Source organism: Niveispirillum sp. FG148 (genome assembly GCF_057809655.1).
In genome coordinates, this window is the sequence record NZ_JBMDKJ010000002.1 from 227,231 (window position 1) to 252,296 (window position 25,066).

The window sequence follows — 25,066 nt, forward strand, 5'->3', positions numbered from 1 at the left end:
TCATCGGCTGCGGGCGGAAGCTGGGGCAGAAATATCACCGACTCGTTGATCAATCAATGATCTTTCACATTGACGAATCAACAAGGTTTAAAATCAACCGGCCGGCAGAATCAATTCTTCAACAGATGGGCCAGCCGCTCACCGATGCGCGACAGCAGATCGTCCAGCACGACCCTTTCGTCGGCCGATAGATCGGCCAGCAGCGACTCATGAAAGGCGATGCGTTCTTTCAAGGTGGCCTTGTAAAGCTTCATGCCGGCCTTGGTCAGATACAGGATGGGGGTGCGCAGATCGTTGGGATTCTCCCGCCGTCTTGTATATCCGCGCTCCTCCAGCGAGCGGGCGGCCCGGCTGACCTCTGCCCTGTCAACCCAGGCCAGATCGGCCACCTGGCCCACGGTGCCGCCGTCCGGCATGGTGCCAAGCCGGGCCAGCACCCGCCATTCGGCATAGGTCAGTTCGCCGCGTTCCGCCAGGCGCCGAATGGTCACCCGGTCGATCACCTTGGCGATCAGGGTGACGCGAAAGGTGGAAAATTCCAGATGTGGAACGTTCCATCCCGGCAATTCAAGCTTCGTGCGCATGGGCGCCGTGTCGTCCCTACCCGTTGCCTCGGCTTCCCCCTCGCTGCGGGCCGGGTCCGCATCCGATCTGGCCTGCCTGGTCATATGTCGTCTTTCATCCTGATAGAGTGCGGGCGGTCGCTGACCCGATTTCATTGTTAATTGATGGTTCAACCTTATTCCAGCCTTCTGGCGATGCTGGCATGGCCCGGAACCGTGATTTTTCGAACATGCATCCAAGAAGGCTGGCGCGCAATCATCGTAATGGATAATAATGATTCCTCAAAGACCGGTCGGAAAGGACGGCGACCGCCGTACCCCGCAGAAGCCGGCACCCCATCACAGACCATAGGCCGGACGGCGGTCCGGCACCCTTAAGGGAGGGGCGGAACAGCATGTCCGCATTCGACGTCCAGACATTCATCGACCAGCGCCGCATCGGCCTGCCACAATGCATCGTGCTGTTGCTGGCCACGCTGGCGATGTTCTTCGACGGGTTCGACATCTTCATGGTGGGCAAGATCGCCCCGGCCATCGCCAAGGATTTCGGCGCCACGCCCGCCAGCATGACCACGGTCTTCGTGCTTCAGCAGACGGGGCTGGCCGTGGGCGCCTTCTTCATCAGCCCGCTGTCGGACTATTACGGTCGCAAGCGGATGCTGATCATCGCCTTCATCATTTTCGGCATTCTGACGACGCTGACGGTGTTTGCCACCTCGCTGATGATGGTGGCCATATTGCGCGGCCTGTCAGGCCTGTTTCTGGCCAGCGTGGTGCCCACGACCATGGCGCTGCTGGCGGAATTCACGCCCAAGCGCTGGCGGTCGCTGTTCATCGCCATCGGCATCGCGGGCTACAGCGCCGGCAGTGCGGCCGGTGCGGCCGTGGCCCTGCTGATCCCGGATTATGGCTGGCAGAGCGGCTTCTGGCTGGGCGGGCTGATGCCGCTGGCGCTGGTGCCGCTGCTGGCGTTGTTCCTGCCGGAATCGCTGACCTACTGCGTGGGGCGCAATCCCGCGGACCCGGCCATCGCCCGCACCATCCGCTGGATCGACCGGTCGATCACCCTGTCCGGGGAAGAACGTTTCGTGACGGCGGAAACCGGCGGCAAGGCCGTGAAGGCTCACGTCATCGATGTCTTCCGCGAAGGACGGGGCCGGACCAGCGCCATCATGTTCGCAGCCTGCGTGCTGTCCATGGGCAATATCGCGCTGCTGGCCGCCTGGCTGCCCACCTTCTTCCAGGAAATGGGCGGCATTTCCATCCAGCGCTTCGCCATCGTCTCCATGACGGGCTTCGTCGGTGGCATGGTCGGTACCGTCACCATCGGCTTCCTGATGGACCGCATCGGCCCGACGCGCCTGATCCCCGCCTATTATATCGGTATCGCAACGACCCTGATCCTGATGGGTCATATACCCTTCGGCACAGCCGGCTTCGTGGCGCTGCTGATCTGCTGGAGCTTCTGCCAGTCGGGCGGTCAGGCGGGGCTGAACATGCTGCTGACCCAGGTCTATCCGACGGCGCTGCGCAGCACGGGCGTGGGCTGGGCCGGTGGTGCCGGGCGCATCGGCGGCATCATCGCCCCGCTGTTCGGTGGCATGGCCCTGTCGTCATCCTTCACCCTGCCGGTCACGCTGAGCATGATTGCCGTGCCCCCGGTTGTCGTGGCGCTGCTGGTGCTGACGCTGAAGCCGATCCGCCGCGAAGGCGCCCCTGCCGGCCGCCCCGCTGTGGCCTGAACCAGCCGGTGAGGCGACTTGCATTGGTCGCCTCACCGGTCAAGCATATCAGTCATTGCGCGCCCGGCTGCGCAGCGCCGGACCCGGCACCCAGGTGCCATGGAAGGTGGTGCGCACCCGCATCGGCATGTAAAGCCGGGCTACCGGCCCCGCCTCGATATTCTGCGCGTCCAGGATGGCCAACTCACTGAGATTGGCGTTCAGCCGGTTGACGATGACCAGCAGCCAGCCATCCCCCTCCGGCGCGTCCGGTCCCCGCGGCACGAATTGCGGTTCATGGACCGAGGCGCCGGGACCAGGGTGCCAGCGCGTCACAGCACCCGTATGCAGATCGACGCGGCCGATGGCCGACGATCCATCGGGGCTACGACCGGTGATCAGGAAGCCGTGACGGCAGTCCAGTCCCTGATAACGGTCGTCGGTGCGCGGCATCTCCCCGGGCATGGCGATGATGGGGCGGCGTTCGAAATGGTCGCCCTCGCCGGCCAGATCGAACGTCAGGCGGGACAGGATGGGCGGACAGCCTTCGACATATTGCCCGTCCGGCGTTGGAAAGAAGGGGAAGCAATTGCCATCATAGTAGCAGGCATCCAGATGGACCCTCTCCCCGTCCTCCCAGGCATTCATCATATGGCTCAGGCACCCGGCCGGCCCGCGGAACCAGCGGATATCCTCGCGCGTGCCGCCCCGCTTGACCAGGGCCACGACCACCTGCTCGTCTGGATGCCATTCATAGAAGGTGCCGCCGCGCTTCAGATTCTCAACATCGGTGATCAGCGGCATGAACGGGAAGATGGCCCAGTTGGGCGTCACGGAGAAATCATGGACCAGCGACGCATAGGGCATCTCGAACCAGATTTCGTCCAGGATGCGGCCGTCATCGTCAATATCGTAGAAGACGATATCGCGCGTGCCATCACCACGCGCCTGATAGGCATAGGTCAGCAGCCGGCCGTCATCGGGATACCATTTCGGATGCGCCGTCAGCGACGTGGCCCGGATCGCACCGCCATAATCATAGCGCCCCACCGGCTCCAGCGTGTCGCGATCCACCTCGAACGGCAGGTCATCCTCCTTCAGCACCAGCAGACGGCCATTATGGAAGATGACATTGGTGTTGGCGGTACCGCCGCTGACGCCCTTGACCGACGGATCATCGGTGAACCGGTTGCGATAAAGGCCGAACAGCGATCGTCCCGCCTTGGCCTGGGCCATGAAACGGTCATTGCGCACCCAGCGGCTGCGGTAGGAGACGCTGCCATCCTTGATGCGGAACATATGCGCCATGCCCTCGCCATCGATGAAGATGTCGGTGCCCCGCATGGGCGGGTACTGCCGGTCGGGCCCGGCCCGGTACCAGGTGCCGTCCAGCCCGGGCGGCACCGTGCCTTCGATCGTTTCCAGTGCGTCGACGGTTGATTCCAGCCGCAGCGGCTTGGCCCAGCCCTGGTAGGCCTGGATGTCGGGAAAACGGACTTCCATCGGATCTCTCCCCTTCGCCCTCCGCGAATGCGCAGCAGCGGTGTTCCGGGCGGCCGGTGCTGTCAGGCACATACCCCGGAACAGGGGCGGTCCGCCTCGATTTATGGTGTTTGTTGATGAATCAATATGTAAGTCTGACTGTCAATGCGCAAAGCGCTGAACGCCCGCAGTTTCTTGACGATGGCTGCCCTTTCTTCCTGCAGGGCCGCTTTTGTCCCGCAGAAGGCCTGGCGGAGAGAAACTGTGCGGCGCACAATTGAGAAACTCCTGGCGGACGGCGCCACCGATGGGCGGGCACTGTCAATGCCACACTGCCCAGACACTCAAAAATATTGAATAAATACAATATATTCCTGGATGTTCACCGATGGTCCTTGACTGCCCTTCCACGGCTGACATTTGCTGCAAGCCATGTGCAGATGTTCAGGCGAATGCCGGTCGATTTGCCCGAACAACCTATTGCCAAGCGCCATATCATTGAGCTATCAATAATCTCATTGATAAATCAACAAGCGCATGTGACCCGTGTCTGTCCCGGCCGGCGCATCGCAAGGGGGAGGAGTTTCGAATGAGGCATTCACTGCCGCACTGGCTGGCCCGTGCAAGCACCGTGGCGATCCTTGCCGCCCTGGCCCAGACCGCAACCGCCAATACAGCCCCACCCCAGGGCGGTGCCAGCGATCCGCATTCGACGCTGGACCAGCTGGAAGAAGTTGTCGTGACCGGTACGCGCCTGCCCGTTACCGGCTTCACGACGCCGACCCCCGTGACCGTCGTCGGCGAGGTGGACCTGCAGCGCCAGGGTGTGGCCAGCGTGGCCGACATGCTGAACACCCTGCCCTCGTTCCGGCCGCAATCGACCCCGGCCACGGTCGGCATCTTCTCCAGCAATGCCGGCGCCAACCTGGCCGACCTGCGCGGCCTGGGTGCCCAGCGCACGCTGGTGCTGGTCAATGGCCGCCGGTTTGTCGCCAGCACGATCGCCGGCAGCGGCAATTCGCCGTCCGGTTCCGTCGACCTGAACCTGATCCCGACCGCCCTGATCGAGCGTAGCGAGGTCGTCACCGGCGGTGCCTCCGCAGCCTATGGCTCCGATGCGGTTGCCGGCGTCGTCAACGTGATCCTGAACACCGATCTCGATGGCGTGCGCGGCAGCCTGCAGTATGGCATATCGCAGGAAGACGACAATCGCGAAGTCTATGCGACACTGGCCGGCGGCACCGATTTTGCCGGCGATCGCGGGCATGTCGTTTTCGGCGCCGAATATTCCAACAACAAGGGGGTGGGCGATTGCTATACCCGCGACTGGTGCGCGGAAAGCTACAACACCATCTCCAACCCCACGCCGCAGACCAACGGCCTGGCGCGGACCATCCTGCTGCCCAATGCCCGCACAGCGACATCGTCCTTCAACGGCCTGATCACCACCGGCGTGCTGCGCGGGATCGAATTCCGTCCCGATGGCAGCTATTTCAACCATGATTACGGCACCTATTACGCCACCGGCCCCGCCTATTCCAATGGCGGCCTGTTCCAGTCCGGCGGCAGCGCCGATCCGGTCAATGGCTTCTACAACAACTTCCCGCTGGTGGCTCCGGTCGAGCGCTTCTCCAGCATGATGCACGCCAAGTATCAGGCGACCGACAGCACCCAGGTGTTCCTGGAAGCGTCCTATGGCCGGGCCGATGCGGAAACGATCGGCGCTTCGTCGCGCAATACCGGCAACATCACCATCCAGCGCGACAATGCCTATCTGCCGGCGGCCCTGCGGTCACAGCTGGTGGCCGCCAACCAGACCAGTTTCTCCTTCGGCCGCGTGTCGAACGATATCGGGCCACCTGTCGCGGAAGTCAGCCGCGAGACCTACCGTGTCGTTACCGGTGCGCGGGGCGATCTTACCGACGACTGGCAATGGGATGCCTATTACCAGTATGGCCGGACCAACTATGAGCAGGAAACCCGCAACACCCAGATCACCGACAATTTCGCCCGCGCAGTGGATGCGGTGGATCAGGGTCTGCTCCAGAACGGGGTGGCCAATGGCAACATCGTCTGCCGCTCGACCCTGACGACGCCGACCAATCCGCTGGTGGCGGGGTGTAAGCCGCTGAATCTGTTTGGTGAGAACCGCTTCTCCAAGGAAGCCGTCGCCTATGCCTATGGCACCGCCTGGCAGCACACGCATCTGATCCAGCAGGTCGGCTCGCTGAACCTGCAGGGCACCGTGGCGGAACTGCCGGCCGGCCCCATGTCCTTTGCGACGGGTGCGGAATATCGCGTGGAAAGCGTGGCCGGCAGCACCGACCCCATTTCCTCGGCTCTGCGCTTCATCACCAGCTCCGGCCAGTCCATTTCCGGCCCCAATACCAAGGTGAAGGAAGGCTATGCCGAACTGGGCGTGCCGCTGCTGAAATCCGTGCCGTTCGCCGAAAGCCTGTCGGCCAATGGCGGCGTGCGCCTGACCGACTATTCGACCAGCGGCTCGGTCTGGAGCTGGAAGGCCGGTCTGTCCTGGGAACCGGTGGATTTCCTGCGCCTGCGCGGCACCCGGTCGCGTGACATCCGCGCGCCCAACTTCTTCGAACTCTACGCCCCGGCCAGCACCAGCTTCCAGCTGCTGACCGATCCCAACAATGGCGGCAGCGCCCTGACCTCCGTGGTGTTGAGCGGCAATGCCAAGCTGCGGCCGGAAATTGCCAAGACCTGGACGGCAGGTGCCGTCGTCACGCCGATCGACGGTCTGCAACTGTCGGCCGACTATTTCGACATCAAGCTGGACGGTGCCATCACGACGCTGGGCGGTCAGGTCATCATTAACCGCTGCAAGGCCGGTGCGACCGATCTCTGCTCCCTGATCACGCGCAACGCCGCCGGCACCATCACCAGCGTCAACAACGCCAACCTGAACCTCAACACCCTGACCACGCGCGGCGTTGATATCGAAGCCCGCTACAAGTTCGATCTGGGTGAAGGCGACCTGACCCTGCGGGCGCTCGGCACCTATCTGTTTGACCTGATCACGATCGACGCCACCGGCACCTCGGTCAACCGCGCCGGCATGAACGGGGCACCCACCTCGCAGCCGTCGGGCCTGCCGACCTTCACCGGCACGCTCAGCGCCACCTACGCGCTGGGTGATTTCACGGGCACGGTTCAAAGCCGCTACGTATCGCATGGTGTCTACAACGCCACGCTGATCGGCCCGCACGAAGCGGGTTACAGCCCGACGGCGGCCAACAGTATCAGCGACAATTATGTCGGCTCCTATTGGCTGTTCAACCTGAATGCCCAGTATGATCTGACCTTCAACGACACGAAGGTGCAGGTATACGGCATCGTGAACAACCTGTTCGACCGCGATCCGCCCAACGATCTGCCGTCCAGCTTCGGGGTGACCAATCCCGTGCTCTATGACAATATCGGTCGCTCCTTCAAGGCCGGCTTCCGCTTCTCCTTCTGATCTGCCGCGGGGAGGCCGGACGGCCTCCCCGTTTCCCAGGAAAGAGAGCGGGGCCATCCATGACTTCTCCTGAAAGCGCGAAAGCGGCTCCCGAACCCAGCTTTGGGCGTGCCTATCGCGCGATGTTGCTGGTCCTGATCCTGCTGGTCGCCGCCTTTGCCTATGTCGACCGGGTCATCGTCCAGACCCTGGCGGAACCCATCAAGAAGGATCTGGGCTTGACCGATTTCCAGTTCGGTCTGCTGGGCGGCCTGGCCTTCGCCATCCTTTATTCCACCCTGGGCCTGCCCATCGCCCGGCTGGCGGAACGGCGGGACCGCGTCACCATCATCTCCGTCTCCGTGGCCGTCTTTTCGGTCATGAGCCTGCTGTGCGGCATGGCGACCAATGTCTGGACGCTGTTCCTGTGCCGCATCGGTGTGGGCATCGGTGAAGCTGGGGTGCAGGCGCCCAGCACCTCGCTGATCGGTGACCATTTCCCGCCGCACCGACGTGGTTTCGCCCTGACCATCATGCGTCTGGGCGCCCCCGTCGGTTCCTTGCTGGGCTCGGTGGTGGCGGCCTGGCTGGCCAAGGATCATGGCTGGCGTGTGGCCCTGATGCTGGTCTGTGCGCCGGGGTTGATCGTGGCCGTGCTGTTCCGGCTGCTGCTGCGCGATCCGCCGCGGGGATGGAGCGACCGGCAGGCCGGAACCCCCGCTCCGGCAGTGAAGGCCGAGCCGCCCCGCACGCGGGAGGTGTTCGCGCAGATGTTCCGCCGGCCGGCCTTCCGCCACATGCTGGCCGGGCTGGCGCTGACCAGCATGTCCCTGTTCGCCGGTGGCGCCTTCACCGCCCCCTTCTTCATGCGCGTCCATGGCCTGCCCTTGACCACCACGGCGCTCTATGTGGCGATCCTCAGCACCACGGCGTCGACGGCGGGGATGAGCCTGGGCGGCTTCGGCATCGACTTCATCGCCCGGCGCGGTGCGCGCTGGTACGCGCTGCTGCCCTTCTGCGGCATCGCCATCAGCATTCCGCTCTATCTGGCCGGCTATGCGGTTGGCAACCCAGTGGTGGCCGTCAGCCTGATCACCATCGGCGGCGTGTTCCTGTTCTTCCATTCCGTTCCCACGCTGGTCGCCTTCCAGAACATGGTGGCGCCACAGCAGCGGACGACGGCGGCCTTCGTCTATTTCTTCGTCTCCACCCTGGTGGGGGTCGGGTTCGGGCCGCCGCTGCTGGGCCTGCTCAGCGACTTATTCGCGTCTGCCGTCCCGGCCGGCGAAGGGCTGAATGCCTCGGCCATCGGGGTGCGCAGCGCGCTCCTGTCCAGCATTGGTCTCTATGCCTGGGCCGCCCTGCATTACTGGCTCGCGTCCCGTGCCATCATGGCCGAGACCGCACCCGTCCTGAATGAAACGCTCTCTGCACGAGGCACATCATGAAGTTTCCCAACACCCCCAATTTCACGGGTTTCTTCGCCCCCTCCGGTGTCGAGGCCACTGTCCATGACCTGCCCGTGCTGACGGGTGCGGTGCCGGCCGACCTGGATGGAAGCTTCTACCGCGTGGCGCCCGACCCGCAATTCCCGCCGCTGGCCGGCGACGATATCTGGTTCAATGGCGACGGCATGGTCACCCGCTTCCGCTTCAAGGACGGCAATGTCTCCCTGCAGCAGCGCTGGGTCCGTACCGACAAGTTCACGCTGGAACGCAAGGCCGGCCACGCCCTGTTCGGCGCCTATCGCAACCCGCTGACCGATGATGACAGCGTGAAGGGAGAGGTGCGCGGCACCGCCAACACCAATGTCATCGTCCATGCCGGCAAGCTGTTCGCCCTGAAGGAGGACAGCCCGCCCGTCATCATGGATCCGGAAACGCTGGAGACGCTGGACCCGACCTATGATTTCGACGGCACGATGCTGTCGCAGACCTTCTCCGCCCATCCCAAGATCGACCCGCGCACGGGCGAGATGCTGAGCTTCGGCTATGCGGCCAAGGGTCTGTGCACCCGCGACATGGTCTATTATGCCATTGATGCAGAAGGGAAAATCACCAAGGAAGTCTGGTTTGAGATTCCCTATTACTGCATGATGCATGATTTCGGCTTTACCGAGAATTACGTGATCTTCCACGTCGTTCCGATCGTCGGGTCGTGGGAACGCCTGCAGGCCGGCCTGCCGCATTTCGGCTTCGACCGCGGCCGCCCCGTGCATCTGGGCATCCTGCCGCGCAATGGCGAAGCGGCGGATATCCGCTGGTTCTCCACCCCCACCTGCTTTGCCAGCCACGTCATGAATGCGCATGAGGAAGGCAGCAAGGTGCATTTCGATGTGCCCATGGCCAAAGGCAACATGTTCCCCTTCTTCCCCGATACCGAAGGGGCGCCGTTCCAGCCGCAGGAAGCGGCCGCGACCATGACGCGCTGGACCGTGGACATGAGTGCGAACAGTGACGACATCCAGATGGCGCCGCTGGCCAAGCTGGTGGGCGAATTCCCGCGCATCGACGATCGTTTCGCCGGGGTGAAGAACCGCTATGGCTGGCAGCTGGTACAGGACCTGAGCAAGCCTGTCGACCTGCCGGGCGGGCGCAGCGCGTCTGGTCTGATGATGAACACGCTGGGCCGCATCGACCTGGAAACAGGCGAGACCGACACCTATTGGGTCGGCTCCACCTCGTCGCTCCAGGAACCGGCCTTCGTGCCGCGTCCCGGCTCCACCCAGGAAGGCGACGGCTACATCGTGGTGCTGGAAAACCGGCTGATTGAGCAGGCCTCCCGCCTGCTGCTGTTCAAGGCGCTGGACCTGGCCGCCGGCCCCATCGCCACGATCGGCCTGCCTTTCCGCATCCGTATGGGCCTGCATGGCAACTGGGCACCGGCCCAGACCACCGCCGCCTGATCTGCTATCCCGCGCGATCGAAAGGGATCGACCTTGGTTGACCAGAATTCCGCCGAGTATCCGAAGCTCGGCATGTATATCGATGGCGAGTGGATCATGCGGTCCGACCGCACCCACAGCGTCATCAACCCTGCCAGCGGGGATGTGCTGGGTGAGGTGCCCCTGGCTGGTGCTGCCGACCTGGACCGGGCGCTGGCCGCCGCCGACCGCGGCTTCCGCACCTGGAGCAAGACGCCGGTCGAGGAACGGGCCCGCGTCCTGCGCGGGGCGGCCCAGTTGCTGCGCGAACGCGCCGATGTCATCGCCCGCAACGCCACGCGGGAGGAAGGCAAGACCTTCGCTGAAACCAGGATCGAGGCATATGCCTGCGCCGGCCTGTTCGATTTCTATGCGGAGGAGGCAAAGCGGGTCTATGGCCGCGTGCTGGTGCGGCCGGCCGGGGCGCGTTCCCTGGTCATGAAGGTGCCGGTGGGACCGGTGGCAGCGTTTGCCCCCTGGAACTTCCCCATCCATAATCCCGGCCGCAAGCTGGGCGCGCCCATCGCGGCCGGCTGTTCGGTGATCCTGAAGCCTGCGGAAGAAGCCCCGGCATCGGCCATGGCCGTGGTCCAGGCGCTGATCGATGCCGGCTGCCCGTCCGATGTCGTGCAGCTTGTCTTCGGTGTCCCGGACGAGGTGTCGCGCCACCTGCTGGCCAGCCCGATCATCCGCAAGCTCAGCTTCACGGGATCGACATTGGTCGGCAAGCATCTGATGCGGCTGTGCGCCGACACGATGAAGGTCACCACCCTGGAACTGGGCGGGCACGCGCCCGTCATCATCTTCGATGATTGCGATTTCGACCGGACGGTGGAGATGCTGGCCGGGTCCAAGGTCCGCAATGCCGGCCAGGTCTGCGTTTCCCCCACCCGCTTCTATATCCAGGAAGGCATCCATGACCGGTTCGTGGAAGCCTATGCCAGGCGGATGTCGCAGATGAAGGTGGGCGATGGGTTGCTGCCGGACACCAATATGGGTCCGATGGCCAATCCGCGCCGGCCGGCCGCCATCGCCGACTTCATCAAGGATGCCGTCAGCCATGGTGCGCGCATCCGCACGGGTGGGGAAGGGATCGAGGGCAAGGGCTTCTTCTGGCAGCCGACCGTGCTGTCCGATGTGCCCAACAGCGCCCGCATCATGAACGAGGAACCGTTCGGCCCCATCGTGGTCACCACCCCCTTCGCCACCCTTGATGAGGCCGTGGAACAGGCCAACCGCCTGCCCTATGGCCTGGCTTCCTTTGCCTTCACGGAGAATGCGCGCCGGGCCAACCTGATCGGCGACGCCATCGAGGCCGGCATGGTGGGCATCAATACCACGGCGCTGGCCGCGCCCGACGCGCCCTTCGGCGGCGTGAAGGAAAGTGGCCACGGGTCGGAGGACGGGCCCGAGGGGCTGGCCGCCTGCCTTGTCACCAAGACCATCCATCAGCTTTGAAAATAGGGGCAAATCCCATGACCACGCCCAAGACCGGCGGCGCCCAGGGTTATCTGCGCATCGCGACCGAAGAAGCCTTCACCACGCCCGAACTGATCGCGGCGTTTCGGGAGGAACTGGCGGCCCCGGATGTCGATCCGGGTTTCCTCAGCCTGATCGGCTATTATCTGGACCATCCGGCCGAACGCCCGCGTTTCGTGGCCAATGCCCTGATGGATCTGGGCGAACAGCGCATCGCCCATATGGATGAACGCGGCATCGACCGGCAGATCCTGGGCCTGACCGCACCCGGCACGAACGTCATCCGCAATGCCGACCGGGCAACGATGATCGCGGAGACGGCAAACGACCGGCTGGCCGAAGCCATCGCCAAGTACCCCACGCGTTTCAGCGGCATGGCCGCCTGCGCGCCGCAGAACCCCAAGGCGGCAGCGCGGGAGGTGGAGCGCGCCATCAGCAAGCTGGGCCTGTCCGGCGTGCTGATCAACAGCCACATCCTGGGGGAGTATCTGGACAATCCCAAGTTCCACGAGGTTCTGGAAGCCATCGAGGCGATGGATGTCCCCCTCTATATCCATCCCAACACCCCGCCTGCCGCCATGATCGGCCCCCTGCTGGAAGCCGGTCTGGACGGGGCCATTTTCGGCTTTGGCGTCGAGACGGGCATGCACGCGCTGCGCATGATTACGTCCGGCGCGCTGGACCGGTTCCCCAAATTGCAGATCATCATCGGCCATATGGGCGAGGCCCTGCCCTTCTGGCTTTACCGTCTGGATTTCATGCATGGGGCCGGCGTGCGCACGGGCCGGTACGAATGCATGAAGCCCCTGAAGAAGGGCAAGGTCTCCACCTATCTGCGCGAACATTTCCACATCACCAATTCCGGCGTGGCCTGGGACGAGGCGATCAAGTTCACGCAGAAGGTGATGGGCGACGATCGCGTGCTCTACGCCATGGACTACCCCTACCAATGCCCGGTGGAAGAGGTGATGGCCCTGGACGCCATGGACATGCCGTTGGAAGTGAAGAAGAAATTCTTCCAGACCAATGCGGAGCGGCTGTTCAAGATCAAATAGTATCCGTCAGCAGCGGCCACGCCATGCTGACTTGTCATCGCCGCCGAACCGGCTCCCGATGAATTCAGTTCATCGGGAGCCGGCATCAAAGCGCGGTGATGATGCTTTTCGTCTCGGTGAAGGCGGCCAGCCCCTCGGCACCGCCTTCACGGCCCCAGCCCGACTGCTTGAACCCGCCGAACGGCAGGGCCGGGCCGACGATCATGCCGCTGTTGACGGTAATCGTGCCGGCCTTGATTTTCTGCGCTAGGCGGTAGGCCGCGCTGACATCCCGGGTCCAGATATTGGCCGACAGCCCATAGACCGTGTCATTGGCAAGCCGGGCCAGATCGGCCGGATCGTCATAGGGCGTTACCACCAGTACCGGTCCGAAAATCTCCTCCCGCGACACCGTCGCCGCCGCACCCGGGTCAAGCAGGATGGTGGGTTCGACGAAATAGCCCCGGTCGCTGGCAGCATGCCCGCCGGTCACCACACCCGCCCCCTCGCGGCGCGCCTGCTCAATATAGGACAGTACGCGGCGCTGCTGTGCCGCCGATACCAGCGGACCCAGCGTGGTCGCCGGGTCGATGCCGGGGCCGATCCGCAGTGCGCGGGCCTGCTGCACCAACCCGTCAAGCACCCGATCCACCACCGGCCGCGCCACCAGCAGCCGTGACCCCGCCGCGCACATCTGACCGGCGTTACGGAAGATCCCCCCGGCAATGCTGGGAATGGCCCGATCCAGATCGCCATCTTCCATCAGGATCGTCGGCGATTTGCCCCCCAGTTCCAGTGTCAGGCGCTTCAGATTGCCCTGCGCCGCAGTCAGAAGCGTCTTGCCAACGGGGGTGGAGCCGGTGAAGGAAATCTTGTCGACATCCCCATGCGCGGCCAGTGCCGCACCGGTGACGCTGCCCAGGCCTGAAACAAAATTGACCACGCCCGGCGGCACGCCCGCCTCCAACAGCACTTCCCCCAGCCGCAGCAGCGTCAGCGAAGTCTGCTCCGCCGGCTTCACCACCATCGTGCAGCCGGCCGCCAGCGCCGGGGCGATCTTCACGACGGCCTGAACCAGGGGAAAGTTCCAGGGCGTGATGATGCCGACCACGCCCACCGGCTCACGCCGCGTCATCGCCATGAAATTGCCCGGCATGTCCACGGTCGGCGCCTCGCCCGTGATCTTGGTGCACCAGCCCGACCAGTAGCGGAAGGCGCCAATGGCCAGGGGCAGGTCCACGGCGCGGGCTGCGCTGACCGGCTTGCCATTATCCAGCGTTTCAAGCTCGGCCAATTCCTGCGCGCGCGCTTCCAGCAGATCGCCGACCCGCCACAGGATCTGGGCGCGGCGGCCAGGCGTCAGCCCGGTCCAGACCGCATTGTCGAACGCCCGGCGGGCGGCGGCGACAGCCCGATCGATATCGTCCGCCGTGCCCAGGGGAATGGTGGCAAAAACCCGTTCGTCCGAGGGGTTGACGACATCCAGGCGCGCGCCGTCGGACGCCTCGCACCAATCATCCCCGATCAGCATCCGGAATGGTCGGGACAGCGACGCCCGCGTCGCATCGGCAATATCGGTGCTCATCCGGCCTTCTCCCTCGAACGCATTACAGCAACGGGTGGTTGGGCCACCCGCGTTCAGGGCGCCGCTGCGGATTTTTACGGGAAGCGGGGAAGCAACCCGCAATTCCTTCTTGGATGGCAACATTCCGCCAACGCATGGTGGCCGCCGGCAGACGCGCAACATTCCTTGCAGGAATAAAGGGCCAGGAAATTGAATTTTACAATCACCCGCCCGCCGCCTTTCCTCTCAGGAACAAATTTATGAACAAGCTGCCCGCCGGCCGACGGCCCCAGGGCGGTGGCATCGCGGGCAACCGGCCGCGGTGCGTCAAGGGAGGAAGAGATGAAGCGTAACCATGCCCGCCGATCCGTCCTGATGATGGCGACGGCGTTGAATTCCATCCTGTGGCCGTCCGTCTCCATGGCCCAGGCGGCCCCGGCGCCGGCCACCACCGGCGGGCAGGACAGTGCCGTCGTGCTGGAAGAGATCATCGTGACGGCGCAGAAGCGCGAACAGTCGCTGAATGACGTGCCCATGTCGATCACCGCCATCACCGGTGACGATCTGGCCGCGCGCGGCATCACCGATGTGGAAGATCTGGCCAAGGTGACGCCGGGCCTCAGCTTCACGGAAAGCGGTTCGGGCACGCCGGTCTTCACGCTGCGCGGCGTCGGCTTCTTCGACACCACCCTGGGCGCCAAGCCCAGCGTCGCCGTCTATACCGACGAGGTGCCCCTGCCCTTCTCCATCATGGCGCAGGGGGCCGCCCTGGACCTGGCCCGCGTGGAAGTGCTGAAAGGACCGCAGGGTACATTGTTCGGCCAGAACGCCACGGGCGGCGCGCTCAACTATGTCGCGGCCAAGCCGACGCGGGACTTCGCCGCCGGGATGACGGCCAGCATTGCGCGGTTCAACAGTTTTGAGACATCGGGCTATGTCAGCGGCCCGCTGGTGGGCGATGTCGTCACCGCCCGCCTGTCGGCGCGCGCCGTGCGCAGCGGCGACTGGCAGGAAAGCTACAGCCGCGACGACAGCCTGGGCGCCAAGCGCTTCTACCAGGGCCGGCTGCTGGTGGATGTGACGCCGTCGGACGACCTGAAATTCACGATCAATGTCAACGGCTTCAAGGACAAATCGGATACCCAGGCCGCACAACTGATCGCGCGGGTCTATTCCGCCCCTTCCGCCACCGGCTCTATCCCCAATATCGTGAATTACCCCGTGGCGCCCGACAATAACCGCGCCGCCGACTGGGACCCGGATCAGTCGCTGAAACGGGACAACGACTTCTACCAAGCCTCCCTGCGCGGTGATCTGGACATCACCGACAAAATCCAGGTGACTTCCATCACCGCCTATTCCGACATGGATGTCGACCAGCTTGTCGACCAGGACGGCACCGATCAGCGCGCGTCGCTGACCAATGTCCGGGGCAGCCTGTCGGCCTTCTCCCAGGAACTGCGTCTGACGGGGGAAGTCGGGCCGGCGATCATCGTGGCCGGCGCCAGCTATGCCAAGGAAAAGTCGGACGAAAACAGCCTGTACCAGTTCCCCTATACGACCAGTTCCTTCACCACCATCCCCGGCATGCGCACGCTCAGTTCCGGGCTGCGCGGCCGGCAGGAATTCGACAACAGGGCCTTGTTCGGCAATATCGACATGGACCTGACCGACGAGATCACGGCCCATGGCGGCCTGCGCTACACCAAGGTCGACCTGGATTACCGTTCCTGCGCCGTCAGCGGTGATGCCACATCGGCCGCCACCTACAGCGTTCTGATCAATGTCGTGCGCGGCCGGGCCGGCCTGTCGCCCATCGCCGCCTTGCAGGCCAACCAATGCGTCACGCTGGACGCCACGGCCACCCCCAACGAGGTGCACAAATCGCTGAACGAGGATAACGTGTCCTGGCGTGCGGGCCTGGACTGGAAGCCGCTGCCGCGCACCCTGTTCTATGTGAATGCCAGCAAGGGCTACAAGTCGGGCAGCGCCCCCACCCTGCCGGCCATCGAGGCATCGACCCTGTCGCCCGTCACGCAGGAATCGGTAATGGCCTATGAGGCCGGCTTCAAGGCAACCATCGTGCGTGGTGCCCTGGACGCCAACGGTGCCCTGTTCCACTATGACTATAATGACAAACAGCTTCTGGCGCGCCGCCCCACGGTCCTGGGCAATCTGCCGGGGCTGGTGAATGTCCCGAAATCACGGATCAAGGGTGCGGAAATCCAGGTCAATGCCTATCCGGTCGAGCATCTGCGGCTCAGCCTGGGCGGCACCTGGCTGGACAGCAAGGTAACGGACAGCTTCGTCAATTCCACCATCCTGGGGGTGGCAGCGGATTTCAAGGGTAATGCCTTCCCCTACACCCCGAAATACCAGCTTGTCGCGGATGGGGAATACCGCACACCGGTCAGCGACGGCCTGGACGGCATCCTGGGTCTGAATGTGACCTACCGCAGCGCCACCAATGCCGGCTTCGGTGGCGACCAGCGCTTGGCGATCGACGCCTACACGCTGGTGGATGCGCGGTTCGGCATTGCCGCCAATGATGATCGCTGGGCAGCAACCCTGTTCGTCCATAATGTGTTCGACGAATATTACTGGAACAACGTCGCCCGTCTGTCCGATGTGGTCCGTCGCTACACCGGTACGCCGCGCACCTATGGCATCCAGCTCAGCGTCAAATACTGACAGAAACGGTACCGGGGGGCGAATGCCCTCCGGCCTGCATGGAGGCGGCATGGAAGCCTATATCTACGACGCGGTCCGCAGCCCGCGGGGGCGTGGCAAGCCCGATGGTGCCCTGCATGAGGTGACGCCGGTGGCACTGGCGGCCCAGCTGCTGCGTGCGGTGCCTGACCGCACCGGTATCGACAGCGTGCAGATCGAAGACGTCATCCTGGGCTGCGTCACCCCCGTGGGTGAACAAGGCGCCGACATTGCCCGCACTGCCGCCCTGATGGCCGGCTATCACCAGGACGTGCCGGGCGTGCAGGTCAACCGGTTCTGTGGCTCCGGGCTGGAGGCTGTCAATATCGCGGCCGCCAAGGTCATGGCCGGGGAAGTGGACCTCGCCATCGGCGGCGGCGTGGAAAGCATGAGCCGCGTGCCCATGATGTCGGATGGCGGCGCCCTGGCCAGTGACCCGGCCGTTGCCTACCAGACCTATTTCGTGCCCCAGGGGATCGGGGCCGACCTTCTGGCCACGCTGCACGGCTTCACGCGGACCGATTGCGATGCGTTCGCCGTCGAAAGCCAGCGCCGCGCCAAGCGCGCCTGGGACGAGGGGCGGTTCAGCCGGTCCATCCTGCCCATCCGCGACATTATCGGGCAGGTCCTGCTGGACCATGACGAACATATGCGCCCGGATGCCGACCTGCAGGCGTTGGGTACCCTGAAACCGGCCTTCGAGGAGATGGGCCGGAAAATGCCCGGCTTCGACGCCGTGGCGCTGCTGCGCTATCCGACGGCGGAGCGGATCGACCATGTCCATCATGCCGGCAACAGTTCCGGCATCGTCGATGGGGCCGCGGCCGTGCTGGTGGGCTCGCAGCGGGCGGGACAGCGGCTTGGCCTGCGGCCCCGCGCCCGAATCTGTGCCATGGGCTCCATCGGGTCGGAGCCGACCATCATGCTGACCGGACCTGAACATATTGCGCGCAAGCTGCTGGACCGAAGCGGCCTGTCCGTCGCCGATATCGACCTGTGGGAGATCAACGAGGCCTTTGCCAGTGTCGTGCTGCGCACCATCCAGGCGCTGGACCTTGATCCCAGCCGAGTGAATGTCAATGGCGGGGCCATTGCCATGGGCCACCCGCTGGGCGCCACCGGCGCAATGATCCTGGGCACTGCCTTGGACGAGCTGGAACGCACGGGCCGGCAGAGGGCGCTGGTCTGCCTGTGCGTCGCCGCCGGCATGGGCACCGGCGCCATCATCGAACGCGTCTGACATCCCGTAACGGAGACCCCATCATGACCCAATCCATCCGTTACGCCTTGGACGGGGATGGCATCGCCACCCTGACCATCGATGTTCCGGGCCAGTCGATGAACGTGATCGGTGCTGCCTTCCTGTCTGACTTGGCCGTCCTGCTTGACCGGATCGATAGTGATGACAGCGTGAAGGGTGTTGTCATCACCTCAGGCAAGCAAAGCGGCTTCATGGCCGGCATGGACCTGAAGGCCATGGAGGCCTTGCTGACCGGGGGTGATGGCAGCCTGGCCGGCCTGTTTGAACGGGTTTTCGTGCTGAACAGCCTGCTGCGCCGGCTGGAAACCGGCGGGAAGCCTGTGGCCTGCGCCATTGAAGGGGCCTGCCTGGGCGGCGGGTTCGAACTGGCGCTGGCCTGTCATTACCGCGTCGCCGGCGACGATCCCAAGACGCAGCTTGGCCTGCCGGAATGCCTGCTGGGACTGATCCCCGGCGGCGGTGGAACGCAGCGCTTGCCGCGCCTGATCGGGGTGCAGGCGGCCCTGACCCATATGTTGCAGGGCAAGCTGTTCCGCCCGGCGGAAGGGCTGGCGCTGAAGCTGCTGGACGCGGTGGTGCCGAGGGGTACCGCGCTGGCCGCTGCCCGGGCCTGGGTCATGGCCAATCCCCCAGCACATACCCAGCCCTGGGACCGCAAGGGTTTCAAGGTTCCGGGCGGGGCCGGGGCCATGAACCCGGCCTTTGTGCAGAATTTCATCGGCGCCGTGCCGATGATGGTGAAACAGACCCAGCACAATATCCACGGGCCAGCAGCCCTGCTGTCGGCCGTCTATGAAGGGCTGCAACTGCCCATGGACCTGGCCATCGGCGTGGAATCCAAATATTTCGCCAGGGTTCTGGCCGATCCCCAGGCCCGTTCCATGGTCCGCACCCTGTTTGTGAACAAGCAGGCGGCCGAACGCGGCGCCCGGCGACCGGCCGCTGAGGCCCCTGCCCCCACGCGCCGGCTGGCCATGCTGGGCGCCGGCATGATGGGGGCCGGCATCGCCGCCGTGGCGGCCCTGGCCGGGATGGAAGTCGTGCTGTTGGACCGTGACAGGGCGGCCGCCGACAAGGGCAAGGCGCATGTGCATGCCGAACTGGCGACCCGCGTGGCCAAGGGCGGCATGACAGACGAACAGATGGCCCAGACCCTGGCCCGCATCACCCCCGCCACGGATTTCGCCGCCCTGGCCGGATCGGATTTTGTGATTGAAGCTGTATTCGAAGATCCCGGCATCAAGGCCGAGGTGACGCGCCAGGTGGAAGCAGTGCTGGGCCCCGAAACGATCTTCGGTTCCAACACCTCCACCCTGCCCATCGGCACGCTGGCCCGGGCCTGGTCGAAGCCGGAGAATTTCATCGGCATCCATTTCTTCTCCCCCGTGGAGCGCATGCCGTTGGTGGAGGTGATCCTGGGCCCGCAGACCGGTGACAGGGCGTTGGCCAAGGCGCTGGATTTCATCGCCCAGATCCGCAAGACGCCCATCGTCGTCAATGACAGCCGGGGCTTCTACACCTCTCGCTGCTTCTCCACATATGTGGGGGAAGGCACACAGATGCTGGCCGAGGGCATCAATCCAGCTCTGATCGAGAATATGGGCCGGCAGCTGGGCATGCCCGTGGGGCCGCTGGCCGTTTCAGACGAGGTTTCGATCGAACTGGGCCTCAAGGTCATGCAGGCGACGCGCGAGGCCCTGGGCGCGGCCTACCGGCCCAGTGCCGCCGACGGTGTACTGGAAAAGATGGTGATCGAACTGGATCGGCAGGGACGCAAGAATGGCCGCGGCTATTACGAATATCCCGCCGATGGCGGATCAAAGCGCCTTTGGCCCGGTCTAGCCCAGCATTTCCATCCTGCTGCCGAACAACCGTCAGCCGACCAGGTGCGCCGACGCCTGCTTTACCGGCAGTTGATCGAATGCGCGCGCTGTCTGGAGGAAGGGGTGCTGTCGACGCCCGACGATGGCGATATCGGCGCCATCTTCGGCTGGGGTTTCGCGGCACATACGGGCGGACCGTTCAGCCACATGGACAATGTCGGGATAAAGGCCGTGGTGGAAACGCTGGACCGGCTGGCCGCACAGCATGGCGACCGGTTCGCGCCGACCCAGCAACTGCGGGAGATGGCGGCCAGCGGACAGACCTTCTATCCGGCCTGGCGCGCGGGCACCGTACAGGGGACCGACGTCACCCCTGCGTTTCCTTCACGGCGCGGATGAAGGCGCGCACCATGGGCTTTGGCTCCCAACGCTTGCGAACGGCACAGCACATGGTGGAAGGGGGCAGCAGGTTCATGTCATCCAGCGCGACGAAATCCGTCCGGAAAGCCGGGGTGCCGGCGAAGAATTCCGTGGTGACGCCAATGGCGTTCGTCTGGGCCACGATCTGTCGGACCAGCGGGAAGTAATCCACGACATGCACCCGCTTGTGCCATTCGATATTGGCATCCTCGTAGATCTTGCGGACGGCCACGCCATAGGGGCGGCCGTCAGAAGGGCTGACAAAGTCGAATTCAGCCAGATCGGCCGCTGTTATCGCGGGCCGTTCCAGCAACGGGTGCCCCTTGCGCACGAAGTTGACGGAACGGACAGCGCGGATCGTCTCCCGGTGGATATCCGGCCAGTCGGCATAGGCTGCATCGAACCCCAGGGCGACGTCGACCGTGCCGGCCCGCAGCAACTGCACCGTGCGCTCAAACGTCGATCCGCTGACATCAACCTTGATGCCGGGATGGCGTTTCAGCAGCAGCGCCAGGGGGGCCAGCAGGCGCCATTCCAGCGAGGCGGGGCCAACCCCGATGCGCAGCGTACCGGCATAGTCCCGGTCCTGTTCCGTGGGCCGGCGCAGCAATTCGCGCGTATCATCGACCAGCCGCGAGGCGCGGTCGATGAAATCGCGCCCTTCCGCAGTCAGGAAAGACCCGCGCGGCGTCCGGTAGAAGATCGCATAGCCGATCTGCTTTTCCAGGCTGGCCACGCTTTTGGTGATCGCCGACTGGGTGACCCCGACCGCTTCGGCCGCCGCCGTGATGGAACCGGTACGCGCGACGGCGACGACATAATTCAGTCGGAGGTCCATGGCTGGTCATTCCATCAAGGCATGTTGATGACTTCAAATGAATTTGACGCTTATGTCGGTTCGATCCAAGCTGCAAGCAGAAAATGGAGATGAGGATGCTGACGGGAAAAACCATTGTGGTCACCGGCGCCGGCCGGGGGATCGGTGCCGCCATTGCCAGGCTTTGCGCCCAGGAAGGGGCGCAGGTGCTGGTCAATGACTTGGGCGTTTCGACCGATGGCGACGGCACCGACGCGCGCCCGGCCGACAATGTCGTTGCCCAGATCCGTGCGGCTGGCGGTACGGCCGTGGCCAATCATGCCAGCGTCGCCGATCCGGATGGTGCCGCGTCGATCATTTCCGATGCGATCGGGCATTTCGGCCGCATTGACGCGGTGGTGAACAATGCCGGCTTCCTGCGCGACAGCATCTTCCACAAGATGACCCTGGCCGATTGGAACGATGTGTTGAGCGTGCATCTGACCGGCTGCTTCCTGGTCTCCCGCGCCGCGGCAGCGCATTTCCGCGAACAGGGTTCAGGCAGTTTTGTGCATTTCACCTCGACCACCGGCCTGCTTGGCAATGTCGGTCAGGCCAATTATGCGGCGGCAAAGGCCGGCGTGATCGGCCTGTCCACGTCCATCGCACTGGATATGCAGCGTTTTGGCGTGCGGTCGAACTGCGTGGCGCCCACGGCCTGGACCCGACTGGTCGACAGTGTGCCGCTGGACAGTGCGAACCGCGACCGGGCGGAAAAGCTGAAATCCCTGAAGCCGGAGAAAATCGCCCCGCTGGTCGCCTGCCTGTGCGCGGATGATGCGGCCGACATCACCGGCCAGATTTTCGGCGTTCGCGGGGATGAGGTCTTTCTTTATTCCCGGCCGACCATCCTGCGCACCATGCACAACGCCACGGGCTGGACACCACGGAGCTGTGCGGACACGCTGATGCCGGCCCTGCGACCCAGCATGCAGCCGCTGCGCAGCATGACCGACATCATCTGCTGGGACCCGCTGTGATGGAGCCCGGCATGACAAGGGCGGGCATCACGGCCATCGGTGCCTATGTCCCGCTGCTGCGCCTGCAGCGCCGGGCCATGGCCGCCGCCACCAGCTGGTACAATCCTGCGCTGGCCAGCCTGGGCAAGGGCGAACGGGCCATGGCCAATTGGGACGAGGATGCGGTCACCATGGCGGTGGAGGCGGCGCGCGACTGCCTGACCGGCTGCAATCGGCGGGAGGTGACCCGCCTGATCCTGGCTTCCACCAGCCTGCCCTTTGCCGACCGGCAGAATGCCGGGATCGTCAAGGAGGCCCTGACCCTGCCCGACGCCATCGGGGCAATGGATGTCGCGGGATCGCAACGGGCAGGCACGGCCGCCCTGCTGTCCGCGCTGGAAGCCGCACGATCGGCCGATGCGCCCGTCCTCTGCCTTGCCGCCGACAAGCGGCCGGCACGGCCCGCATCGACGGATGAGTTCACGAATGGCGATGGGGCCGCCGCCCTGCTGACCGGCACGCGGGATCTGATCGCGGAGCTGACCGGCCATTACAGCGTCACCGTCGATTTCGTCGACCATTACCGCGCCAGCGACCGCCACCATGATTACGCCTGGGAGGGGCGCTGGGTCCGGGACGAGGGCTATCTGCGGCTGCTGACGGGAGCCATCCGTGACGGGCTTGACCGCAATAGTGTCGCGGCCGCCGACATCGACCACCTGATCATGGCCCTGCCGGCACCAGGGGTCGACGCACAGGTCGCAAACGCCATCGGCATTCCGCCCGACCGTTTGGTAGACGGCATGCATGGGCAACTGGGCTATACGGGTGCGGCCCACCCGCTGCTGCTGCTGTCCCGGCTGCTGGCCGTTGCCGGTCCGGGTAAGTGCATCGCGCTCGCCGGTTTCGGCCAGGGCGTCGACCTGCTGCTGTTCCGCACTACCGACCGGGTCGGCCGGGGCACCCGCGGCCAGGGGGTGGATGGCTGGCTGGCGCGGCGACAGCCGGAGGAGAATTACCTGAAGCATCTGCATTTCCGAGGAGAGGTCCGGCTGGAAGCCGGGATGCGCGCCGAACTGGACCTCAAGACCTCCCATGCCGCGCTTTACCGTGACCGGAAAACCGTCCTTGGGCTGGTTGGTGGGCTATGCCGCGTGACCGGGACGGTGCAATATCCGAAAAGTACCATCTCCGTGGCCCGCAACGCGCGGATGGTGGATACGCAGGATGACTATCCGCTGGCCGATCGGCCAGCGCAGCTGGTCACGGTCACCGCCGATCATCTGGCCTTCTCCCCCGATCCGCCCAGCCATTACGGCATGATCGATTTCGAGGGCGGCGGCCGGATGATCGCCGACATCGTGGATGTGGGCGACACCATCCCGCAGCCGGGTGCGCGGATGCGGATGATGTTCCGGATCAAGCGCATCGATGCCCGTGGCTTCACGCAATATTTCTGGAAAGCCGCCCCGGATGCCGGGCGAACCGCCGGCCAGGACGGCTGACCGCCGGTACACGGCGGCGACCGCCGCCGCGCGCCTCGTGGCGCGTAAGCCAAGCCGCCGGATGGCGGCGCCCGGCGTCTGAGGGCGCGCGCAAGCGAAAGGACCGACAATGGCCAATGGGATCAAGGACAAGGTCGCCATCCTGGGCATGGGATGCGCGAAGTTCGGGGAACGCTGGGACACTGACGGCCCGACCCTGATGGTGGAGGCGTTCGAGGAAGCCATCGCCGATGCCGGCATCGACCCGTCGGAACTGGAGGCCGGCTGGTTCGGTCATGCCGGCAATGCCGTGGGACCCGGCGCCATTCCGCTGGCCCTGGCGCTGCGGCTGCACAATATCCCCGTGACACGGGTGGAAAATGCCTGCGCCACGGGAACGGAGGCGCTGCGCGGGGCCGCCTATGCCGTGGCCAGCGGCGCCTGCGACATCGCCTTCGCGCTGGGCATGGAGAAGCTGAAGGATGCCGGCTATAGCGGGCTTCCCGCCGCCTCACGCGGGCCGTTCTATGATGCCACCAACGCCAACCTGACGGCACCCGGCGCCTTCGCGCAACTGGCCTCAGGTTACGCCGCACGCCACAGGGTGGCAGCGGACGATCTGAAGCGCGCCATGGCCCATATCTCGGTCAAAAGCCACGCCAACGCGGCGAAGAACCCCAAGGCCCATCTGCGCAAGCCGATCACGGCCGAACAGGTGATCAGGGCCCCGATCGTTGCGGCCCCCCTGGGCCTGTTCGATTGCTGTGGCGTGTCCGACGGGGCGGCCTGCGCCATCGTCACCCGGCCGGAGATCGCCCGCGCCCTGGGCAAATCAGACATCGTCACCATCAAGTCGCTGCAGCTGGCGGCCACCGGTGGGTGGGAGGCGCAGGGCAGCGGCTGGGACAGCAGCTATGTGCCGACCACCCGTGCCGCCGCCGCCCGCGCCTATACGGAAGCCGGGATCAGCGATCCGCGCGCGGAACTGAGCCTGACGGAGGTGCATGATTGCTTCTCCATCACCGAACTGGTCACGATGGAGGATCTGGGTCTCAGCGAGGATGGCCGCGCCTGGCGCGATGTGCTGGACGGGCGTTTCGATGCCGATGGCGCCCTGCCCTGCCAGATCGATGGCGGCCTGAAATGTTTCGGCCATCCCATCGGCGCCACCGGCATCCGCATGGTCTATGAGAATTATCTCCAGCTTCTGGGGCGGGCCGGCCCACGCCAGCGCAACCAGCCGGTGGTGAACGCGCTGGCCCATAATCTGGGGGGCGCACCGTTCCACGGCATCTGCTCCATCTCCATCGTCGGGCTGCTGTGACGGG

16 protein-coding genes are annotated in these 25,066 nt (G+C 64.8%); 12 read left to right on the forward strand and 4 right to left on the reverse strand.

What is annotated here, in order from left to right; all coding sequences use genetic code 11:
- Positions 1–110 precede the first annotated feature (110 nt).
- Entirely contained in the window at positions 111–584 is a 474-nt protein-coding gene (locus ACODTW_RS02915; protein WP_488944379.1) for a MarR family winged helix-turn-helix transcriptional regulator, read from the reverse strand.
- A 374-nt stretch (positions 585–958) separates the two neighbouring features.
- Here ACODTW_RS02915 and ACODTW_RS02920 point away from each other — a divergent pair, with 374 nt between their 5' ends.
- The gene (locus tag ACODTW_RS02920; protein WP_488944380.1) at positions 959–2,305 is read left to right on the forward strand and encodes an MFS transporter; all 1,347 of its coding nucleotides are present in this window, start codon (positions 959–961) and stop codon (positions 2,303–2,305) included.
- 48 nt (positions 2,306–2,353) lie between these two features.
- Here ACODTW_RS02920 and ACODTW_RS02925 read toward each other — a convergent pair whose 3' ends face one another.
- Positions 2,354–3,787 carry a carotenoid oxygenase family protein gene (locus ACODTW_RS02925; protein WP_488944381.1) on the reverse strand — a complete coding sequence of 478 codons (1,434 nt, stop codon included), beginning with the start codon at positions 3,785–3,787 and terminating at the stop codon, positions 2,354–2,356.
- 568 nt (positions 3,788–4,355) lie between these two features.
- Between ACODTW_RS02925 and ACODTW_RS02930 the strand changes: the two genes are divergently transcribed.
- The 5 genes from ACODTW_RS02930 to ACODTW_RS02950 are packed head-to-tail and all read left to right on the forward strand — an operon-like array spanning position 4,356 to position 12,683.
- Complete coding sequence (locus ACODTW_RS02930; RefSeq protein ID WP_488944382.1) at positions 4,356–7,247, forward strand: TonB-dependent receptor domain-containing protein; 2,892 nt, start codon at positions 4,356–4,358, stop codon at positions 7,245–7,247.
- Positions 7,248–7,306: 59 nt separating this feature from the next.
- Complete coding sequence (locus ACODTW_RS02935) at positions 7,307–8,674, forward strand: spinster family MFS transporter (RefSeq protein WP_488944383.1); 1,368 nt, start codon at positions 7,307–7,309, stop codon at positions 8,672–8,674.
- The gene (locus ACODTW_RS02940; protein ID WP_488944384.1) at positions 8,671–10,131 is read left to right on the forward strand and encodes a carotenoid oxygenase family protein; all 1,461 of its coding nucleotides are present in this window, start codon (positions 8,671–8,673) and stop codon (positions 10,129–10,131) included. Before ACODTW_RS02935 ends, ACODTW_RS02940 begins: the two co-directional genes overlap by 4 nt.
- A gap of 33 nt (positions 10,132–10,164) precedes the next feature.
- Positions 10,165–11,607 (forward strand): NAD-dependent succinate-semialdehyde dehydrogenase, encoded by a 1,443-nt coding sequence (locus ACODTW_RS02945; RefSeq protein ID WP_488944385.1) that lies wholly within the window; start codon positions 10,165–10,167, stop codon positions 11,605–11,607.
- Between the two features lie 17 nt (positions 11,608–11,624).
- Positions 11,625–12,683: an amidohydrolase family protein gene (locus ACODTW_RS02950; RefSeq protein ID WP_488944386.1), complete on the forward strand. Its 1,059-nt coding sequence runs from the start codon at positions 11,625–11,627 to the stop codon at positions 12,681–12,683.
- 85 nt (positions 12,684–12,768) lie between these two features.
- Here the strand turns inward: ACODTW_RS02950 and ACODTW_RS02955 are convergent, their stop codons facing one another.
- On the reverse strand, positions 12,769–14,247 hold the full coding sequence (locus ACODTW_RS02955; RefSeq protein WP_488944387.1) for an aldehyde dehydrogenase family protein: 1,479 nt from the start codon (positions 14,245–14,247) through the stop codon (positions 12,769–12,771).
- A 321-nt stretch (positions 14,248–14,568) separates the two neighbouring features.
- Here ACODTW_RS02955 and ACODTW_RS02960 point away from each other — a divergent pair, with 321 nt between their 5' ends.
- The 3 genes from ACODTW_RS02960 to ACODTW_RS02970 are packed head-to-tail and all read left to right on the forward strand — an operon-like array spanning position 14,569 to position 20,418.
- Positions 14,569–16,917 carry a TonB-dependent receptor gene (locus ACODTW_RS02960; protein ID WP_488944388.1) on the forward strand — a complete coding sequence of 783 codons (2,349 nt, stop codon included), beginning with the start codon at positions 14,569–14,571 and terminating at the stop codon, positions 16,915–16,917.
- Positions 16,918–16,966: 49 nt separating this feature from the next.
- Positions 16,967–18,175, forward strand: a complete 1,209-nt coding sequence (locus ACODTW_RS02965) for an acetyl-CoA C-acetyltransferase (protein WP_488944389.1) — start codon at positions 16,967–16,969, stop codon at positions 18,173–18,175.
- Between the two features lie 23 nt (positions 18,176–18,198).
- On the forward strand, positions 18,199–20,418 hold the full coding sequence (locus ACODTW_RS02970) for a 3-hydroxyacyl-CoA dehydrogenase NAD-binding domain-containing protein (protein WP_488944390.1): 2,220 nt from the start codon (positions 18,199–18,201) through the stop codon (positions 20,416–20,418).
- On the opposite strand, the gene ACODTW_RS02975 is transcribed toward ACODTW_RS02970, so the two are convergent.
- Positions 20,387–21,277, reverse strand: a complete 891-nt coding sequence (locus ACODTW_RS02975; RefSeq protein WP_488944391.1) for a LysR family transcriptional regulator — start codon at positions 21,275–21,277, stop codon at positions 20,387–20,389. The two genes, ACODTW_RS02970 and ACODTW_RS02975, sit on opposite strands and share 32 nt — an antisense overlap.
- Before the next feature lie 95 nt (positions 21,278–21,372).
- Here ACODTW_RS02975 and ACODTW_RS02980 point away from each other — a divergent pair, with 95 nt between their 5' ends.
- From ACODTW_RS02980 to ACODTW_RS02990, 3 genes are all read left to right on the forward strand, one after another.
- On the forward strand, positions 21,373–22,275 hold the full coding sequence (locus ACODTW_RS02980; protein WP_488944392.1) for an SDR family NAD(P)-dependent oxidoreductase: 903 nt from the start codon (positions 21,373–21,375) through the stop codon (positions 22,273–22,275).
- An 11-nt stretch (positions 22,276–22,286) separates the two neighbouring features.
- Positions 22,287–23,759 carry a 3-oxoacyl-[acyl-carrier-protein] synthase III C-terminal domain-containing protein gene (locus tag ACODTW_RS02985; protein WP_488944393.1) on the forward strand — a complete coding sequence of 491 codons (1,473 nt, stop codon included), beginning with the start codon at positions 22,287–22,289 and terminating at the stop codon, positions 23,757–23,759.
- Between the two features lie 109 nt (positions 23,760–23,868).
- Positions 23,869–25,062, forward strand: a complete 1,194-nt coding sequence (locus ACODTW_RS02990) for an acetyl-CoA acetyltransferase (protein ID WP_488944394.1) — start codon at positions 23,869–23,871, stop codon at positions 25,060–25,062.
- The last annotated feature ends 4 nt before the right edge of the window (positions 25,063–25,066 follow it).

Coding starts and splice junctions, on each gene's coding strand:
- ACODTW_RS02950 (WP_488944386.1), top strand. CDS start 11,625: ATGACCACGCCCAAGACCGGCGGCGCCCAGGGTTATCTGCGCATCGCG.
- ACODTW_RS02960 (WP_488944388.1), top strand. CDS start 14,569: ATGAAGCGTAACCATGCCCGCCGATCCGTCCTGATGATGGCGACGGCG.
- ACODTW_RS02925 (WP_488944381.1), bottom strand. CDS start 3,787: ATGGAAGTCCGTTTTCCCGACATCCAGGCCTACCAGGGCTGGGCCAAG.
- ACODTW_RS02965 (WP_488944389.1), top strand. CDS start 16,967: ATGGAAGCCTATATCTACGACGCGGTCCGCAGCCCGCGGGGGCGTGGC.
- ACODTW_RS02970 (WP_488944390.1), top strand. CDS start 18,199: ATGACCCAATCCATCCGTTACGCCTTGGACGGGGATGGCATCGCCACC.
- ACODTW_RS02940 (WP_488944384.1), top strand. CDS start 8,671: ATGAAGTTTCCCAACACCCCCAATTTCACGGGTTTCTTCGCCCCCTCC.
- ACODTW_RS02985 (WP_488944393.1), top strand. CDS start 22,287: ATGACAAGGGCGGGCATCACGGCCATCGGTGCCTATGTCCCGCTGCTG.
- ACODTW_RS02990 (WP_488944394.1), top strand. CDS start 23,869: ATGGCCAATGGGATCAAGGACAAGGTCGCCATCCTGGGCATGGGATGC.
- ACODTW_RS02915 (WP_488944379.1), bottom strand. CDS start 584: ATGCGCACGAAGCTTGAATTGCCGGGATGGAACGTTCCACATCTGGAA.
- ACODTW_RS02955 (WP_488944387.1), bottom strand. CDS start 14,247: ATGAGCACCGATATTGCCGATGCGACGCGGGCGTCGCTGTCCCGACCA.
- ACODTW_RS02920 (WP_488944380.1), top strand. CDS start 959: ATGTCCGCATTCGACGTCCAGACATTCATCGACCAGCGCCGCATCGGC.
- ACODTW_RS02980 (WP_488944392.1), top strand. CDS start 21,373: ATGCTGACGGGAAAAACCATTGTGGTCACCGGCGCCGGCCGGGGGATC.
- ACODTW_RS02975 (WP_488944391.1), bottom strand. CDS start 21,277: ATGGACCTCCGACTGAATTATGTCGTCGCCGTCGCGCGTACCGGTTCC.
- ACODTW_RS02930 (WP_488944382.1), top strand. CDS start 4,356: ATGAGGCATTCACTGCCGCACTGGCTGGCCCGTGCAAGCACCGTGGCG.
- ACODTW_RS02935 (WP_488944383.1), top strand. CDS start 7,307: ATGACTTCTCCTGAAAGCGCGAAAGCGGCTCCCGAACCCAGCTTTGGG.